Source organism: Succinimonas amylolytica DSM 2873, from assembly GCF_000378405.1.
Lineage (GTDB): Bacteria > Pseudomonadota > Gammaproteobacteria > Enterobacterales > Succinivibrionaceae > Succinimonas > Succinimonas amylolytica.
Window position 1 is genome coordinate 1280425 of the sequence record NZ_KB899636.1, and the last position, 18804, is coordinate 1299228.

14 protein-coding genes and 1 pseudogene are annotated in these 18804 nt (G+C 45.6%); 10 read left to right on the forward strand and 5 right to left on the reverse strand.

Annotated elements, in window-relative coordinates:
• The 3 genes and pseudogenes from F557_RS22605 to F557_RS0105780 all read right to left on the reverse strand — a co-directional run.
• A pseudogene (locus F557_RS22605) lies at nucleotides 1–212 on the reverse strand (IS1634 family transposase); the annotation flags it as partial.
• 466 nt (nucleotides 213–678) lie between these two features.
• Nucleotides 679–2685, reverse strand: a complete 2007-nt coding sequence (locus F557_RS18985; RefSeq protein ID WP_019001295.1) for an LTA synthase family protein — start codon at nucleotides 2683–2685, stop codon at nucleotides 679–681.
• Between the two features lie 394 nt (nucleotides 2686–3079).
• The gene (locus F557_RS0105780) at nucleotides 3080–4957 is read right to left on the reverse strand and encodes a sulfatase-like hydrolase/transferase (RefSeq protein WP_169335163.1); all 1878 of its coding nucleotides are present in this window, start codon (nucleotides 4955–4957) and stop codon (nucleotides 3080–3082) included.
• A gap of 373 nt (nucleotides 4958–5330) precedes the next feature.
• On the opposite strand from F557_RS0105780, the gene F557_RS0105785 reads away from it, so the two are divergent.
• The 5 genes from F557_RS0105785 (at nucleotide 5331) to F557_RS0105805 (ending at nucleotide 11291) form a co-directional block, all read left to right on the forward strand.
• The gene (locus tag F557_RS0105785; protein ID WP_019001298.1) at nucleotides 5331–6410 is read left to right on the forward strand and encodes a glycosyltransferase family 9 protein; all 1080 of its coding nucleotides are present in this window, start codon (nucleotides 5331–5333) and stop codon (nucleotides 6408–6410) included.
• A gap of 38 nt (nucleotides 6411–6448) precedes the next feature.
• Nucleotides 6449–7804, forward strand: a complete 1356-nt coding sequence (locus tag F557_RS0105790; RefSeq protein WP_019001299.1) for an NAD(P)/FAD-dependent oxidoreductase — start codon at nucleotides 6449–6451, stop codon at nucleotides 7802–7804.
• Nucleotides 7805–7867: 63 nt separating this feature from the next.
• Nucleotides 7868–8491 (forward strand): outer membrane lipoprotein periplasmic chaperone LolA, encoded by a 624-nt coding sequence (lolA, locus tag F557_RS18990; protein WP_169335164.1) that lies wholly within the window; start codon nucleotides 7868–7870, stop codon nucleotides 8489–8491.
• 70 nt (nucleotides 8492–8561) lie between these two features.
• Nucleotides 8562–9935, forward strand: coding sequence for a replication-associated recombination protein A (locus tag F557_RS0105800; protein WP_245539402.1), 1374 nt, complete (start codon nucleotides 8562–8564; stop codon nucleotides 9933–9935).
• 432 nt (nucleotides 9936–10367) lie between these two features.
• Nucleotides 10368–11291, forward strand: coding sequence for a LysR family transcriptional regulator (locus tag F557_RS0105805; RefSeq protein WP_044143046.1), 924 nt, complete (start codon nucleotides 10368–10370; stop codon nucleotides 11289–11291).
• A gap of 53 nt (nucleotides 11292–11344) precedes the next feature.
• Here the strand turns inward: F557_RS0105805 and F557_RS0105810 are convergent, their stop codons facing one another.
• Complete coding sequence (locus F557_RS0105810) at nucleotides 11345–12304, reverse strand: manganese-dependent inorganic pyrophosphatase (protein WP_019001303.1); 960 nt, start codon at nucleotides 12302–12304, stop codon at nucleotides 11345–11347.
• A gap of 517 nt (nucleotides 12305–12821) precedes the next feature.
• On the opposite strand from F557_RS0105810, the gene F557_RS0105815 reads away from it, so the two are divergent.
• The 3 genes from F557_RS0105815 to F557_RS18995 all read left to right on the forward strand — a co-directional run bounded on the left by F557_RS0105815 (nucleotide 12822) and on the right by F557_RS18995 (nucleotide 16772).
• Entirely contained in the window at nucleotides 12822–14030 is a 1209-nt protein-coding gene (locus F557_RS0105815) for a GGDEF domain-containing protein (protein ID WP_019001304.1), read from the forward strand.
• A gap of 279 nt (nucleotides 14031–14309) precedes the next feature.
• Entirely contained in the window at nucleotides 14310–15431 is a 1122-nt protein-coding gene (trmA, locus tag F557_RS0105820; protein ID WP_019001305.1) for a tRNA (uridine(54)-C5)-methyltransferase TrmA, read from the forward strand.
• A 300-nt stretch (nucleotides 15432–15731) separates the two neighbouring features.
• On the forward strand, nucleotides 15732–16772 hold the full coding sequence (locus F557_RS18995) for a recombinase family protein (RefSeq protein ID WP_019001306.1): 1041 nt from the start codon (nucleotides 15732–15734) through the stop codon (nucleotides 16770–16772).
• 6 nt (nucleotides 16773–16778) lie between these two features.
• Here F557_RS18995 and F557_RS0105830 read toward each other — a convergent pair whose 3' ends face one another.
• A complete protein-coding gene (locus F557_RS0105830) occupies nucleotides 16779–17081 on the reverse strand; it encodes a hypothetical protein (protein WP_019001307.1) in 303 nt (100 codons plus the stop codon).
• A 355-nt stretch (nucleotides 17082–17436) separates the two neighbouring features.
• Here F557_RS0105830 and F557_RS0105835 point away from each other — a divergent pair, with 355 nt between their 5' ends.
• The gene (locus F557_RS0105835; RefSeq protein WP_019001308.1) at nucleotides 17437–18426 is read left to right on the forward strand and encodes a PDDEXK nuclease domain-containing protein; all 990 of its coding nucleotides are present in this window, start codon (nucleotides 17437–17439) and stop codon (nucleotides 18424–18426) included.
• Between the two features lie 140 nt (nucleotides 18427–18566).
• On the forward strand, nucleotides 18567–18804 hold a 238-nt coding region (locus tag F557_RS19000; RefSeq protein ID WP_245539389.1), incomplete at its 3' end, for a helix-turn-helix domain-containing protein.

The following is an 18804-nucleotide window of genomic DNA, read 5'->3' on the forward strand; positions in this document are numbered from 1 at the left end:
TCATTTGCATCTGATTTCTTTCTTTTTGCACGTGTTGGCACAGGAATTTCAGAGCCCTTGGGAATTTTAGAGAGTAGTTTTGCACTTAGTATTTTGTTGTACTTTTTCTCCGGATCATATTTGATTTTTCTTTCCAGAACGTAGATATCTCCGTTCTTCTGACGGACATGAACTATAACAGTTTTAATTTCTCCTGAAGGAATTGATGGCATAACTCTCTCCTTTAATTGTGTGTATATTGTATTATAATATACACACAATTAAAAAGCAATAAAAAAGACTGATTTTTTTCTAAAAATCAGTCAGTTTTTTCAAGTTTTTCCGTTATTTTTCTAAAAAGTCGATTTCTGTTATTTACTTGAGTTTATATTAGACGACTTTTTGGTTGTATAAACTATACCCCGCTGTTTTTGAAAAATGATAAAAAAATTGACCGGGTTGTGTAGTTTGAGAACCTTTTTAAGGAACTGTTAACAATAGCAAACAGAACGCTATGGTAAGAAAATTCTACCCGCTAATTTGAAAACTAAAAATGGAGTAAATTCTTTTTGTATAAGGGTTGGTACCATTTATTAAATGGATACAAGTCAAAAATGCATGTTTATTGTGGATTCGAGGGAATAGCGTTTAAGATCTGTCGGCCAGTTTTCGAGAAAAGCTTCTGGACTTTTAGCACTTTTATCTTTCCTTTGTGACGTCAGATCCTTTAATGTTCAGGAAATATCCTTTCTGGTAAGCAGTTTCTCCGAATAGTGCATATGCCAGTGCCAGTTTTTCCAGTTCCGGTTTGTCCGGAGCGTCTTTTATGCTGTAGTCACTAAAATCATAGTGTCGTGAGGCAAACTTTTCATCAGGAAGTACCATCATAAGAGAGCCGTCATCTCTTAACAGGGCGAAATTCTGATAAAACTGCAGGAGTGCCCGTCCCTTGAAGTCCATCGGAAGATTTGTGAGATCATAGCCGACAACCGGTACATTCGCAGATATGCCAGCCAGAGACAGCAGGGTTTTCGGCATATCTATCTGGCTTACCACATGATTTTCACTTTGTTTCTGAATTCCTCCGCCAAACAGTACTCCGGGGATATGAAAGTTTCTGGCCGGGACCAGATCGTTTCCTCCGGCCCGAGCGTCATGATCCGCAATGACCAGAAATACCGTATCCTTGAAGTAGGGTTTGGTTTTTATCGTGTCATAAAAGCGTCCCAGAGCGTAGTCGGCATAGCGAACGGCATTTTCCCTGCTTCTCGGTGCTCCCTGGGCGAATTTTTCCGGGATCTCAAAGGGATCGTGGTTCGAGGATGTGAAAACCAGGGAATAAAATAGCCGGCCTTTCCGGTACATGTCGTCAAAATGCTCAAGAGCCTTATTGAACAGGTCCTCGTCGGAAACCCCCCAGGAGGCCACAAACTCTGGATTGGCGTAGCTGTTAATATCTATGATTTCCGAATAGCCGTTTCCCAGAAAAAATGATCTCATGTTGTCAAAATGAGACTCTCCTCCGTAGATGAAAGAGGTGTGATACCCATGTTCTTTGAGGAGTCCTCCGAGGTTGAAGAAGTTTTTCTGAGTTTTTTCTCTTTTCACAGTGGCCGTATTGATCGTTGGGGTAAAACCTGAAGTTACTGCTTCAATTCCCCGTACGGAGCGTACTCCGGTGGAATAGAGCCGGGTAAATCCCCAGCCTTCGGAATAGATTCTGTCGAGAGCCGGGGTCAGATTGCTGCCGCCGAGATATCCTACGAACTGAGCTCCGAGGCTTTCTTCCAAAATAATTACAATGTTCAGTTTTTTGTCCCGGTTGGAAGCGGTTAGCCTGTTGAGTGTCGGATGTTCTGCTGTGGCTGGTGAATAATCAAATCCGGTATCGCTTTTAATGACGGAGAGCTGCTCAGCAGCAGGCATGCTTTTGTAGGTATAGGAATTCTCGGAAAAGACTCCTTTTACCGATGATATGAGTGAGTATCCGGAATTTGCCACCAGCGTGTTAACAATCTGATTGGTTGAGAAGCTGGCTTTTGCCAGGTTGAAAGGACGGTGATCAAAGGAGGAGCGGGCGGCAATAAAGGTCACTCCGGCCATGATGATAAATACTGGAATAGCGGCTAGAGCTGAAGCTCTTCTGAGAGCAATTCTGCGAATAAAACGCCAGAACAGGAAGATGAAAACAGCCATCAGAAGAGATATGGTGATGACTGCCTCAAGATGCCCCCGGAGCATCAGATTTCCAAGTTCCCCGGGATAGCGCAGATACTCCACGAACAGTCTGTTCGGTCTTACGGAGTATTCTTCCATGAAAGGAAAGGTGCAGATTTCCAGAAAAAATACCAGAGAACCAATACCTGCCAGCCAGATTTTTTCCAGGATCAGCAGCGGTTGCGCGATTTTCTGGTGCAGAACGCTCCGGAGGAAGGTGAGCAGCACTGGAAGTGCCATAATATATCCCAGTCCTGAAATATCAGTTCTGAGGCCGTTGAACAGAAGCCGGGGAATTTCCTGAAAATCAATAACGGATCGATAGATGATGATACCGGTAATTCTGATCATGCAGCATATCGCAGCAAAAAACAGGGCGAAGTACAGAATATGAACATAAGGAGTCAGACTGTCAGTCAGTATTCTGAAAAAACACTGTGGCTGGCGATCCTGGTACTTTGTATTGGCGGCATCTCTTTCGTCATTCATAGTGAAATACTCGGCAATTTTTTGGTGACACTTCTTTGTTCATGATGCTTTGCGGCCTTCATGTCACATTTTGTCAGAAATTGCTGTTATTGACAAATGCTGTTAGCTGATGCCAGAGAAAAAGAAATAGAGGACGATGAATGCGGAAACAGGGGAGGGGAGAGAAGCTAAAAAGGTGAATGGTTGAAAAAACAAAAACCATTCACAAAAGGGGGGAGGCCGGTAGGGGCCGGCGTCCCAGTCATCGGATGCTGAAGCACATCCGAGAACATCGCTATTCTACGGAGTCTGGAACCGGAATAAGGAATTTTTTGGTGCAAAAACGCGATGAATTCAGATTTCTGTCAGATATGTCTTAAAGTGTACATGGGGAAACGGGGGAAATAACAGGTTTCTAACGATGTCTGAAATATCTGGTCATAATGTTAATGGCCTGAATGATGTGGTCGTTGTTTCTGGCGTGACTATCCGGAAGATTTTTCCATTCCGGAGTTTTAAAGGAGAGCTTTCCTATACTGTTGATAAGGGCAATCTGATCTCTGGAAACAATGGCATTTTCCGAATAGCTGCCGGCAATAAACCATTCCGGGGAGTTACCGGAAAACAGGGAATTACCAACGGAATAATCTGAAACGGCATTGCTGCATTTAAGCTCCTCCTGAAGAAGGGTGGCTGAAATATCGTAGTGAGTGGTCAGATTGCTGATTACCCGGGGCTGTTTTCCTGGCCATTTTATTATCAGCGGCACCTTTAGCTGATATTCGGTAAAGTTGCTGTTATGTCCCCAGAAGTTCAGTCCGGTGTCGTTAAATTCATTGCCGTGATCTGAAGTGATGATGATAATTGCATCGTCATAAAGCCGGTTGTTTTTCAGGAAATCCAAAATTTCGGAAACTCTGGTATCAACCTCCCGGGCAACATTTTTGTAGAGATTGAAAAAGTTTTCCGGGTTGGTGCTGCGGGACAGTGATGTGTAGTTAGGCTCGATCCAGGAGGTAGGAAAAGGGTGGTCCCGGAGATTTTTGTTTTCCAGAGTGATAGAGTGCAGCTGATCCAAAAAAATAAATGAGAACGAGGGGGCCCGGTTATGATTCCGGGCATCACGGGAAATGTCATTCATAAAGTCATTAACAGCATTGGCATCTCTTTCATATGAGGTACGTCCCTTGGATTCGGTTCGGAGATCAGGAATTTTTGCAAACACCGTACGGTAGAATTCGGGATTGTAAAGGTTGGCCGAGGTATAGGCCTGTATCCGGTAACCGGCATTCAGGTAGGCTGTGAGCAGTGCCGGTGGAGTCTGCTGCTGCAGTGCCTCGTTCCAATAGCTTCCGGGAATGCCGTAGAAAAAGCTGAATACTCCGATGCGGGTATTGTTTCCGCCGGAAAAGTGATTATTAAATCTGATGTTTTCCCGGGCAAAATTCCAGATGCCGGGGGTTATCTCCGGGGATACCGTGTCGGCTCTCAGGGTGTCAATCATAATGACAAATATATCCGGCCTCGGTGCCATGGTTCCGTCTTCGCGGGTTTCCGGGCCGGGACAGTTCAGAGGATTTAACGGGTATCTGAGACTGCTGGTGCCGGATTCCGCATGGTAGCTTTTTTCCCGGACGGCATTTATTCCCATTCTGTTCAGAAGACGGTTCATGGTAAGAGGGTAAAATCCCGGAATAGCGCTGTTGTATACAGTGTAGTACTTCCGGGCAGAGGCGTTCTCGTATATGTTGATGCCGTTAAACACAATAAACATGAGGATAATCAGCACCAGTCCCTTTCTGCATGTTCTTACCGCGATGCTTCCAGCCCCTGTTCCGCAGATCGCTATCAGCGCTGCCACGGTAAAACAGAGGAGGCTCATGATGACAATCGCGATGGTATCTCCGGTTCCGAAAGAAATTACTTCCCCCCTGCTGTTAAAAAAAAGATCCATCATGGCCAGGTTTATATGGAAGTGGTACTGCTGGTACACAAAGGTATCTGCCAAAATAAATACGAAGGAAAGACCTATAAAAACGGCAATTCCGGCAGTTTCAGTTTTTGGAGGAATCCGGCACAGTCTGACAGCGGTTTTTATCAGGAAGATGGTCAGCAGATAAAAAATAAGAAAATGCCCCAGTGCAGCCATGATAAACCCGCAGATTCCCGGGAGTGCGGGATCGCTTTCCGGATAGCGCAGACTTATCAGGAGAGCGGCCAGGGCTGAAAGCCCGGACACCACACTTAATGAAGGTCTCTGAGACACTGTTGCATGCTTCTTGCGTTCTGGCATATTGCTGAATCCGGGAGAGGATGAGGGAAGTTTACTGGATTTGGTCATAGTTTTTTTCGGGTATTGTACCTGATATTTTTTCAACTCTCAAAGCAAGAGTCGCCATAGGTGCAGATGACAAGGCTGTTCCAGGATACCTGTGACATGTTTTCATTTCAGGAGAACGCGCATACGGCGGCGGGGAAGCAGATAAATGGCTGGCAGCGTGAGTCACCGTGGATTTGCATGGGTATTTTTGGATCATCACTTCATTTTGGTATATAGTAAAGTCTGAAATTTTTCAGTCCTGCGGAATCCAGATTCTTAGGTGATATTCGGTGCAATAATAATATTTGTTTGCAGGGCTCAGTCAGGATGACACTGGAGATAACACGTGGATAATTTTCACAATCTGAAGTACAGCTTTTTTCATGCCAGGGATCTCTTGCGTGGTGCCTGGGGGCGCTTGCGCTATGATCATCAGCCGGCGGAAACACCTTTAGAACTGGGCAAAATCAAACGGGTGGTTATCAATAGAATTGACGGCAAAATTGGCGATACGGTCTGTTTTGCTCCTTTTCTGAGAGAACTTAGCAGACACTGTCCCGATTTGGAAATAGTTATTCTGGCCAATGAGCAGATGCGGGTGGTTTATAACCAGATTCCCGGAAATTTCAGGTTGGTGATGTGTTCCAAAAGGCCCCACGGCCGCGAGGTTCTGAACATCTGCAAAAGAATCGGGGAATGCGATTTTTATATGCATCTCGTGGTGAATCTCAAGAGCCGGGAGCTGTCATTCATTCACTATCTTAATCCCTCATGGGTGGCCACTCTGGATCCCAACCTGAAAATGGACAGTCTGCGTCTTTCCCGTTATACATCTTCTGTAAAGGGGCGGGGATTGCATATTACCCAAGTTCTGGACTGTATTCTGAGTGAAGGGGGCATTTCTCAGATTGATCATTCCTATGTTCGTTTCTTTGAGCGGGAAGTGGCAATTTCCAAAATTCAGAATACAGTAGGAATTGTGCCTTACGGGGCATCTGATAATCGCCGGCTTTCCGACGAGTCAATAAAGGTTATTGCCGACAGGATTCTCAGACTCCCCGGAGTCAGGGCGGAGATTTTTGCAGCCCCGGGGGACAGACCTCATCTGAAGGAGTTTCTGAGCAGCTGTTACCGGGATGAGTCTCGCATTGCCGTGGCACCGTTGCTTCTGGGAATGCGGGATGTTTTTGTGCATGCGGCTTCATATCGTGCCATCATCGGGGTTGATACCGGAACAGCCCATGTCGCCGCCAGCTATGACGTTCCGGAATTCACGATTTACAGCAATGATGTTGTTAATTTCAACAGGTGGCATGCGGTGAGTGATCGGGCCACGAACGTTGCCTATGACTGCAGTGCTTACAGTGGTATCGATAATGCAAAGCTTGGTCGTGATCTGGACGAGTTTATTTTAAAAACCTTTTAGACAGCGTTTTTGGGCAGCGGCAGCCGGGAGGACGAAGCATGAGTTTTAATATTGAGCGTAATGGCAAGAAAAGGGTGGTGATTGTCGGAGGGGGCTTCGGAGGGCTCCGTCTGGCCCGGGGGCTTAAGAAATCCGGTTTTCAGATAATTCTTATAGACCGGAACAATTATCATCAGTTTCCGCCGCTTATCTATCAGATTGCTACTGCAGGCCTCAATCCCAGCTCGATTTCCTTTCCTTTCAGGAAGATATTTGAGGATCGTGAGGATTATTTCTTCCGTATGGCTGAGCTTCGTGCGGTTTATCCGGCAGACAATCTCATTCAGACATCCATAGGCAAGATCGATTATGACTATCTGATACTGGCCAATGGAACTACCACTAATTTCTTCAGCAATAAAAATATCGAGGAAGCTGCTATTCCCATGAAAACCGTTACTGAGGCCATGGGACTTAGGAATTCCCTGCTGAGCAGCTATGAGCGTTCCGTAACCTGTTCCAGTGAAAAGGAACGGGATGAGCTTCTTAACATTGTGATTGTCGGCGGAGGTCCGTCCGGAGTTGAAATTGCCGGGGCTATTGCGGAAATGAGACGTTATGTGCTGCCAAAGGATTATCCTGACATGGATGTATCCAGGATGCATATTCACCTCATTCAGGGAGATGCCCGGCTTTTGCCGGGGATGAACGAGCAGTCGTCGCAACAGGCATTGGATTTTTTAAGAAAGATGAATGTGGAGATTCGTCTTAACACTTTTGTTACGGATTATGCAGATCATGAAGTGATAATGAATGACGGCGCCAGAATTCCTTCCCGTAATTTTATCTGGGTGGGCGGGGTTATTGCTAATCCCGTTACCGGACTGCCTGAGGAATGTTTCGGGCGCGGGAGACGGATACTGGTGGACGAGTATAACCGGGTGAAGGGGCAGAAGAATATTTTTGCCATTGGAGACATTGCATACATGGACGCGGATCCTGCCTATCCCAAAGGGCATCCGCAGATGGCTCAGCCTGCCATTCAGCAGGGGGCTCTTCTGGCCAGAAATATCAGAGCGTGGGAAAACAACGGAGAAGCCGCTCCTTTCAGATACAAGGATTTGGGCTGTATGGCCACCATCGGCAAGAACAAGGCTGTGGCCAATATCGGAGGTTTTATTTTCGGAGGCTTTTTTGCCTGGCTCCTCTGGATGGGAGTGCACCTCATGTCCATTCTCGGAGTGAGGAACAAGCTCTTTGTGTTCCTGGACTGGGTATGGAGCTATTTCACCTATGACAGATCCAACCGCATGATTCTTAAAGCCCGGCCCAGCCAGGAAATGAACGATTTGGAAAGGCGGCTGCAGGAAAATCACTGGGGTGACATCGCCCCCGAGGAAAGAAGTCAGGTTTAGATGAGAGGGGTTCCGGATCGGATATTCGGTCGGGGTTTTGTTAACGGAGTGTCCGGAGATCTAATGAAAACAGGTAATCCATATCTGTCAGGAGTGGTTCTGGCAGGACTTTTTGCAGTTTCGGCCGTATATGGCGATGCCGGTACTGATCTTTCAGAAAGGGTTTTTAAAACCGCCGGATTCAGTGCCGACTTTGTGCAGACGGTAAAATCCGGAGATGGTAAGGTGCTTCAGGAATCCCGGGGCGAAATGAGTCTTCTGAGGCCGGAGTTTTTCCGGATGGAAATCAGCGAGCCTGACGAGAGCCTTCTTGTTGCTGACGGAAAGGCTGTCTACAGTTATGACCCCCTTCTGGAGCAGGTGGTAATCTACTCATTTGACCGGGAGGTTGGCAATTCGCCGCTGATGCTGCTGGTCTCTCCTGATAAAAAGGTCTGGGATCGCTATCGTATTGAAAGCAGAGGAAAGGATGCGTTTAAGGTAACGCTCCGGGAGCCCGGAGGGCTGGTGACTGAGATGGAGATTCTCTTCCAGGGAGACAGCATCAGTAAACTGAATGTTTACGAGACGGACGGCAAGGTCAGTACCTACGATTTTGTATCGGTCAGTGCCGGGGCGCCTGAAAAGAAGGATTTCCGGTTTGATATTCCTGAGGGAGTTACTGTCGATGACCAGAGGGGAAAGTGATCTTTTTTTGGATTATTCTCTGAGAGAGGCGGAAAAGCTTCGTGAAGCAACAGCTCCTTTGGCTTCCCGAATGCGTCCCCGGACTCTTGACGAGTTTATCGGACAGGATCATATTATCGGCCCCGGAAAGCCTCTCCGTCTGGCACTGGAAAAAGGCTATGCAGGCTCCCTGATTCTTTGGGGACCTCCGGGGGTTGGCAAGACCACACTGGCGGAGATTATTGCCTCCATGGTGCGTGCTGAGGTGAAGCGTCTCAGTGCTGTAACGTCCGGGGTGAAGGAAATCCGCGAGGCGATTTCTGAAGCGTCCCGGAATCTTGAGAATGGTTTCCGTACGGTGCTTTTTGTGGATGAGGTTCATCGTTTCAACAAATCCCAGCAGGATGCCTTTCTTCCCTATATTGAAAACGGCACCATCATCTTTATCGGTGCCACTACGGAAAATCCCTCCTTCGAACTTAACAGTGCCATCCTTTCCCGTACCAGAGTCTATGTTCTCAGATCTCTCGGCATTCCGGACATCGAGACTGTGATAATGAGGGCCTGTGAGAGCCCGGCCGGTCTTAAAAAGCTGAATCTGAGGTTTGAAGATGGGGCTCTCAGGGCTTTGGCGCAGCTTTCCGGAGGAGATGCCCGCCGGGCACTGAATCTTCTGGAAATAGTGTCGGATTTTGCCGAGGAGGGAGCAAACGGTACCCGGATGGTTACTCTGAAAGCCATTGCCGGAGTTGGCAGTGAACGGGTAGCGCGCTATGACAAGCACGGAGACCGTTTTTATGATCTTATCAGTGCCTTTCATAAATCAGTCCGGGGATCCAGTCCCCAGGCTGCTCTTTACTGGTATGCCAGGATAGTGGCGGCCGGCGGAGATCCTCTTTATGCGGCCCGGCGTCTTCTGGCTATAGCCTCTGAGGATATTGGATGTGCGGATCCCAAGGCTCTGGGAGTGGTGCTGTCGGCCTGGGATACCTTCGAAAGGGTAGGGCCTGCCGAGGGGGAAAGGGCAATTGCCGAGGCGGCGGTATATTGTGCCATAGCACCGAAAAGCAATGCTCTTTACCGGGCCTGGAATGCCGTGCTTGAGGAGGTTAGGAATCTTCCGGACTATGACGTTCCGCCATATCTCAGAAACGCTCCCACCAGGCTTATGGAGGATCTGGGGTATCATAAAGGGTACCGCTATGCTCATGATGAATTCGGAGCCTATGCCGCCGGGGAGAATTTCCTGCCCCCGGAGATCCATGACCGTGTTTGGTATGTTCCCAGTGATCGCGGTTATGAAAAGTCCATGGCTGCCAAAATGCAATACCTCCACGAGCGGGATCTCTGGAGTGATAATCAGCGCTATCCTGAGGATTTTCGGGATGAAAGAGTCCGGATTATGAGAGCCCGCGAAGAGTCTAATGCTTTTTCCGGCAGTTCCGATGCTGAAAAAAAGATCTGAGGGGGACTTTTATAAAAAAGCCGGGAGGATATCCCGGCAAAGATGACACATCAAAAACTGATGGGGAAATGAAGAAAATCATGCAGTCTTGGGCCTTCCGGCCAGTGCAACAGGTGTGTGGAAAAGGAGAAACCACTTGAAAACGCGACTGCAAACGTTATCATTCACTGCACGATGCTTATTATAGGAAATGAAAACGTTTTTGTTAACGTTTTGTTGCATGGAAATGTTTTTTTTTCGTATAACGAACTCATTTTGCCTATTTTTTAATCAGAATACAGGGCATTGGAGGCGGTTTTTGAGTTTTTTTCAGAAAGGCATCTTTTTTCTGAAGTGTTTTCTCCACTATTTTTTCATTGTAGCTTCAGCTTCTTTTCCGGTATTGGAAAAACTTTTTTGTTTTTTATCGGATTTTCGGAGACGGTTTCCTTTATGACATTACAGCAGCTCAGATATGCTCTTGCCGTGGCTTCATATCACAGCTTTAATGAGGCTGCCCGTGCGGTTTTTGTAACTCAGCCTACTCTTTCCACAGCTCTCAGGGAACTGGAGGAGGAGCTGGGAATTCAGATATTTGAAAGATCCAGTCGCGGTATTGAAATCACCTCTGACGGTGTTGAATTTCTAGGCTATGCAAGGAAGGTTATTGAACAGTCTGACGAACTCAGGGAGCACTTCAGACCGGATCGTCCGCGAATGATTCGCTATACAGTGAGCTCGCAGCATTATTCCTTTGTGGTTTCGGCATTTATAAAGCTGGTGAATGCCTTTGGAGTGGAATCCTACGATTTCTGTCTGCGAGAAACCCGTACCATGAGCATTATCACTGATGTTCATAATCTGTCGGCGGATATTGGAATTATCTATCTTTCTCAGCATAACAGAAAGGTGCTTGAGCGTTACTTCAGGGAATATGATCTGGAATTTTACGGTTTAAGGGAGGTTTCTCCTCACATTTTTGTGAGTTCCGCAAGCAGTCTGGTTTCAAGAGAAAGGGTAAGTTTTGCGGATCTTGTAGGAATGCCGCTTATATCTTTTGAGCAGGGGAACTACAGTTCCGATTATTTTGATGAAGAACTTATCAGGGATCAGTCGGGAAATAAGGTGATCCGGGTCAGCGATCGTGCCACGCTCTTCAATCTCCTTCGGGGACTTAACGGCTATACCGTAAGCTCCGGGGTTATAAGCAGGGAGCTTAATCCCGATGTGGCGGCTATTCCTCTGGAATCTGAAGCCAGAATGACTATTGGCTATGTGCTCAGAAAGGGGATCAAGGTATCCCGCCTTACGGAAAATTTTATTAATTACCTGAAAGCCAGTCTTGGAGATTCATCTTCTTCTCCCGGAAATTGCTAATAAAAAGCCCGCTTTCAAAGAGCGGGCGTTTCTGCGTATGGGAGCAAGTCTTTTTAGCGGATTACTTCCATAAGCTTGGGCACTACATCCTTTTTGCGTGAAGCTACTTTTTCCAGGAATACTCTCTTGCCATCGGCGGAACCGAAAGCTTTTATTGCGGCTTCCAAAGCGCCTTCGCCGTATGCCAGAATCTCGGTTCTCTTGTTTTCAAGATCGGTGGCCAGAGCATAGAGCATGTCCATACCCTTCTTGGGGAATACCTCCGGGAGAACGCTAGTCATCCGGGTGGTGATTTCCACACGGGTCTTTTCCTTCATGTTCATCTGGGAAATGCCGACATGTTTGGATCCCATGGTGAATTCCTTATAGTCGGTGTTATAGATCTCCTCATCGCTCATGTTATCGTAGGAAGCGGCAGCATCGGCCATTTCTTCAAAGTATTTGTCAAGGTCGGCAACTTCGGCAACCGGAGTCAGTGCCCTGACCACTTCGCGATCTGCAGAGGTGGTGGTAGATGAGGTCATATTGACGGTATCGGAGAGAATTGCGGAGAGCAGAAGACCGGCGGTAGTTTTGTCGATTTCCTGATTGTTTTCCTGGTATTCCAGATAAACGATAGTAGCGGTGCAGCCTACCGGAAGAGTTCTGATCTTGAGAGGGGCAGAGGTAACCACGTCTCCCAGAGCGTGATGGTCAATGATGGTGAGGATTCTGGCCTCGGACATGCCGTTCACAGCCTGTCCAAAGCTGGAATGATCCACGAGAAGAATGTTTTTGCCGGCAGCATCGGAAAGAACCTCGGGAACCTCGACACCGAAATGCTTTAATACAAACGCGGATTCGTTGTTGATTTTGCCGCTGACCATGGCTCTGGCATTGACGCCAAGCTTCTTCTGGAGAGCCGCGAAGGCGATGGCGGAGCAGACACTGTCAGTATCGGGATTTTTGTGCCCTACTACGAAGGTTTCCTGATCGCGGTAATCAAGACCTTCATTCAAAATGCTGTATAACATGAAGTATTCCTTGTTGTAACATTTGGATCCGTACTTTCAGGGGAGGTACGGAATATTCGGGAAGTGCCTTGTGAATAAAAAATTCCGGCACGGTGTCCTGTTTGTGAAACCGAGCATATTATACCCAAGACTCTATGATTCCTCACAATTTGTTGCATTTTCTTTTTGCGAATTAATGTATAAATAAGTCGAACGTGATTAGGAATGTGTTTCTGATACCTGTTCTGACAGTCAGAGGTGCTGTTTTTTTTGAAAAAGAAAAATCGGCAGGCTTAACATTTGTACACTGATTTACGGTGAAAAAAACGTTCCGGAAAATGATAGTTGCTATAATGAAACGGCATGGGAAGCTGATTTAAACAGGAAGGAGCATATTGTGAAAAGTCCCGGATTGAGAATATCGACTCTTAGCCTAATAAGCATAGTGGCAACTGTTATTTCAACGATTGTGCTTGTTATATCAATCGTCCAATGCTCTGCCGAATATCAAAAACTGAAGGTAACGGTCAAGCATTATATGGCAGGGGAAGGTGCTTTCAGGAATCTCGAAGGGGCTTCCGATTACCTGACGGAGCAGGTCAGACTGTTTGTAGTTACCGGAGATATCCGCTATGTGAAGCTCTATTTTAACGAGGTTAATACCAACAAGAGGAGAGAGCTGGCGGTAAAGGCTCTTGAAGAACACTTCGGAGATATCAGGGCGGTACCCCTTACAGCGAAGGCTCTGGATTTGTCCAATGAGCTCATGAATACTGAAATGAGGGCGATGAGGCTGTATCTTGAAGGTTCCGGAAGGATGGATGAAGCCACTCCGGAGCTTACGGCGGTAAATCTGTCGGTTCAGGATCAGGAGCTTACTTCCGATGAGAAGATTAAGTTGTCTCAGAAACTTGTGGTCAGTGAAAGCTATCATGCCCAGAAGCAGGGAATTCGCGACTGTGTTTCCCTCAGTCTCATAAATATGGAAGACTATGCTCATCACGAGAATGTTGCCAATACCGCCAAGTTTGAGAAATCATTTCTCATGCTCAATGTTGTGGCAGTGTTCATGATATTCCTGCAGGTTTTCATGACAGTATTTATCGTTTATCTTATTGTAAGACCGTTAAAGAGCTACAACAGAAGCATTTCGGACGGTAAATCATTTGATGTGCACGGAGCCCTGGAGCTTCGCAAGCTGGCAGAGTCGTATAATTCCGTGTATGAGGACAACCAGGCCAATCTCAATTTGCTCAGGCACAAGGCAGAACATGATGCTCTTACCAACATCTACAACCGTAATGTATTTGATCGTCTGATGGATGTGTACAAGCCTAGCAATACCCGTTTTGCCCTGATAGTATTTGATGTAGACTTCTTCAAGTCCATTAATGATACTCATGGTCACAAGACCGGTGATCTGGTGCTCAAAAAGGTTGCTGATACTATCAAATCAGTGTTCCGGAAATCTGATTTCCCGTGTCGTATCGGTGGAGACGAGTTTGCAGTCATTATGGTGAATTCGGACAGTACTCAGGAATCCATGCTTAATGATATCTGCACTAGGATTTCCAACAGCCTGCATCAGGGGGATGAAAACATTCCGGAAATAACGCTGAGCATCGGCATTGCCTTTTCTGACAATGTGGAGGAAGGTGCGACTATTTACGAATGTGCTGATAAGGCCCTTTATCATGTAAAGAAGAGCGGCAGAAACGGCTGGAGCTTCTTCAGCAGAAAGGTGTAGCAAAAGCCGTTCCGCTACGGCTTCAGGTGTGTTTTCGGTTCAGACACCGGAGTTGTTGCGGACGGTAAGAATCAGTACAGCAGAGTGAGGTTCCGTTTTGGAACCTTTCTTTTTTTGTAATGCGGAACTTAAAGGAATGCAATACCCATGTGCGCAGACAGAAAAGGCGGGAAGATGTCTTCGGATATTTCCGGGACTCCGTATTTGAAGACGTCGGGACATGAGCGGTTCGATTGAGTATAATCCCCTAAATTTGTATTTGTTAATCGGGAGACTCAGATGACTCTTTTTGGAACTATTGACACCAGTCTGTATGAGGAACAGATCAGAGATAAGGTGCGGACTCTGGTAGCGGAGATGCGCAATATTGTCAGCATCCCGGAGCCTGAGGTGTTTACCTCTGATCCTGTGCATTACAGAATGCGGGCTGAATTTCTGGTTTTTCATGAAGGGGAACGTCTGAGATTCTGCATGACTGATGTATCAGATGGAGTGAAGAAACGGGTTTTTATTGATCACTTCGATCCTGGATCGGAACTGATGAATTTTTTTATGCCCCTTATTGCCGATTTGATTTCTGGTAATCCTGTTCTTCAGAAACGCCTGTTTGATATTGATTTTCTGACATCTCTGAGTGGTCAGACACTGATTACCCTGACTTACCACAAAAAACTGACCGTAGAGTGGGAGTCTGCTGCCAGAGAGCTTCTGCGGAAGCTTAGAGAAACCGGCAGGCACGTTAATCTAATTGGCAGGGCAGCAAAACAGAAAATTGTTATGGATGAAGATTTTGTATGGGAAACGCTAAAGGTAAACGGAAAGGAATTTCATTATCAGCAGGTTGATAACAGCTTTACCCAGCCTAACGGTCATGTTGCAGAAAAGATGCTGAGCTGGGTTCAGAATATAACCAGGGGAATCCCGGGAGATCTTCTAGAACTGTACTGTGGCAATGGAAATTTCTCAATAGCACTGGCGGAAAATTTTGAGAAGGTCCTGGCAACAGAAATCTCTAAAACCTCTGTGAAATCTGCTCAGCTGAACATTGCCAGAAATAACGTGGAAAATCTGAAGATTCTTCGCATGAGTGCCGAGGAGTTTACTGAGGCGATGAACAAGGTACGCAGTTTCAGAAGACTGGAGGAAAGCGGAGTTGATCTGGACAGCTACGAATGTCATACGGTTTTGGTTGATCCCCCTCGGGCCGGGCTGGATGAGGGGACTCTGAAAATGATTCAGAAGTACGATCATATTGTCTATGTTTCCTGCAATCCTGCCACGCTTATGGAAAATCTCAGAATACTTTCAGAAACTCATGGGGTAGAGAAGCTGGCGTTTTTTGATCAGTTTCCCTACACTCCTCACGTTGAGACAGTGGTTCTACTGTCAAGGGGGAAATAAGGGCTCTCGGGAAGCCCTAAAATCAAAGGTTTTGCGAAGTTTGAGCCTTTTTGAGAATGATGGTAAATGCCATTTTTGCTGTATGCGAAAGTACAGCCAGGCCTGTAAATACAAGGGGTTGTAGCTACGGTATTACTATAACGGCAAGGTCGTGGCTACAGTTTTATTGCCGTAAAAGCATTGCAGAAAAGTTTTAATTTTGATGTGTAGTTAAAGGCGTTTTTTTGGGGTAATGATAAGTAGTTTTGGAAAAACTACCATACATCAAGAAGAGTTTTTTAGCATATAGAAAAGTAGATAATGAGAGAAGTTGAGCTATTTGAGCTGAGTCCAAATGTCAGAATCATCCCAGCCCGTAAAGATAACATTAAAGTTGAAAGAGTCGGAATTTACGCACGTGTCAGCACTGCGGGAAGAGATCAGCTGAAAAGTCTTGCGGCACAGATTTCGGATTTAACTCGTCATGTGTCAAAGATAGATGATTGGCTTTTGGTTGATGTCTATATGGATGTTGGTTCTGCGAAAACTGAATCAAATCGCAGAGAATTTAACCGGCTGTTGAATGATTGCAAAAACCATAACTTGGATCACGTCATAACAAAAAGTTTATCCCGTTTTGGAAGGGACAATGTGGAAGTTCTCGAATCGCTGCGTTTGCTAAGAGATTCAGGTGTGAAAATATACTTCATGGAAGAAGATATTGATGTAGATAAGAACTATGATGAATTTGAACTGAGTATTCGCAGTGCGCTCAACCAGTCAGAGAATGAACATCGAAGTGAAAACATCAAGATGGGGCTGAAGTACTGTGCTGAGAGTGGTTCCAGCGGGCTCTATAAAAAGGCGTGTTTCGGGTACAAGAAAAATGATGCAGGCGATCTGATTCCGGATGAGAAGCAGGCAGAAATTGTTAAAAGAATTTTTGAAATGTATCTTTCCGGGGTAAGCATAGACGGTATTGCCAAGACATTGGAACAGGAGAATATCCCATCACCGAAGGGAAGCAGCTTCTGGGCCAGAAAGACGATTTCCCTAATACTCACCAATGTTAAGTACACTGGGAACGTTCAGATATTGAAATCTGATTCGGGTAGAGACAGTTATTGCATGTGGGATGCTCATGAGGCAATTATCTCCAGGGATGATTTTGCTCAGGTTCAAAAAGAGATCGATCGTCGAACCAGAAAGAAACGAAAGTTTGAGAGCGCCGCCAGTACACTTGTCCGTACAATCGACTGGTCTGAGCCGATCAGCAGTTCTCCTTCGCAATATTCGCAAAGTTCGGAACAGACAAGAGAGATCAAATGGCCGGAACCTGAAGAGTTCAAGAGAGGGAAATAACAGAATTTACTTTGTATTTGGAAACTTGAACAGGCGTTTGGCCTCATCTTTGGAAACAATGCGGTTTTCTTCCAGACTGAGACGTTTTGCTAGTTGAGTATAAAGCCGATCTTCCATAAGTTCGTCTTCCCGTCTCCTTGCCTCCCGTTTCCTTTGTTCTGAGCAAGGCACACAACAATCTTCCCTGGTTGGATCAAACTTGTAAATTGAAGTTTCTCCGCAGACGGGACATTTGTAGATAACAGGATTCTTGGAAACGTCAATTCGGTAGGTTTTGCCATCTGGTGAGGTGAAATCGATGTAGAACATAGCACGTAATCCTCTGTTGTTTTTGCTATTGGCATTTACTCTCTACGTGGAAGATATAGCAAGTAAACTTAAAGACTGCTCATCTATCGGTCTTCTGTGTTAGCAAAGTTCGGGACAGGTACGGGAGATCGACTGGCCGGAACTGGAGAGATGATAAGATGATAAATCGAGATTTGTTAAGGTAAGGCCATGATACACTGCGTTTACACAGACTATTTAAACTGAAAGGATCTTGCTGAGAAGATTTTGGAGCGTGGTGCGTACCGCAAACACAAGGCAGAAACGCAGTCGGAAAAGAACAAAAAATTAAAAAGTGTCACCAGTGGTGACACAATTGAAAAAAGAGGTATATCGTATGAATGAAATCAATGAAGGCTTTGAACATGTCGCTAAGATCATAACGAATGCCCGAAACAACGCTTATCGTAAGGTAAATGAAGAACTGATCCTGATGTATCAGCGCATAGGTCAGTTTCTTTCAATCAGATCCAAAGAGGCTTCCTACGGTGACAAATATATCGATGCTCTGGCGGCGTATGTCCAGGAACAATTTCCGGGGATCAAAGGTTTTAACCGCAGAGGATTATATCGAATGAAGCAATTCTTTGAGTTGTATGACGGCAATGAGAATGTGTCACTATTGGTGACACAGTTGTCATGGACGAATCATTTACTGATCATGTCTGGCTGCAAATCAGATGAAGAGCGGGAGTTTTATATGCGACTGGCTATTAAGGAGCGTTACACAAAGCGTCAGTTGGAACGCCAGATGGACAGTGGATATTATGAACGCTATATGCTTTCAAAAGAAAAGTTGCTCCCGGAAAAGGTAAATACAGAACTGAATCCTTTCCTTGATTCGTATGTTATAGAGTTCCTTGACCTTCCGCCAAAGTTTAATGAAAAACACCTTCGCAAGGGGCTTATCGAGGCAATGAAGAAGTTTATTCTCGAACTTGGAAAGGACTTCACATATGTGGATGAAGAATACACCATTATGGTCGGTGGTGAGGACTATCATGTGGATCTTCTTTTCTACCACCGCAATTTACGGTGTCTTGTGGCGATGGAATTGAAAACTGGCAAGTTCAAGCCTGAATATGTATCAAAGATGGACTTTTACCTGGAAGGGCTTGACCGGCAGGTTAAGAAGCCGGATGAAAATCCGAGTGTTGGTTTGATACTCTGTGCATCAAAAAATGATGAGGTTGTCGAATACGCAATGAGTCGCACAATGTCGCCAATGATGGTGTCGCAGTACCAGCTTCAATTGCCGGATAAGGAAGTGTTGCGTAAGAAATTACAGGAATTATCGAATATCCCATTAATTGTATTTGATAAGTGACAGAGGATCTATCTGAAATCACAGATATCGGTATATTCCCGTTTGGGTGGTTGTTGTTAAACGATCGTAAAAGTTGACCACCTAAACGAATTAAAGTTGACCACCTATAAATTATGAAACAAATAGATAATGGAGTGGTCATGAGAAGATCTAAAAAACATAAAATGTCGGAATATCTTATAAAAGAAAATGGGTATTCCAGAATGTTTGATTCAATATTTCAAAATCAGATCCATGAACTTTCTAAACAAGGAAAGTCTATCAGGGATATAGCCAGAAAATTGGGAATTTCAAGGCAATCTGTTCGTAAATACATGAATGGTATTCAACAACCAAAGGTACATGTGCAGGACAGTTTTAATAACTATTTGAAGATCA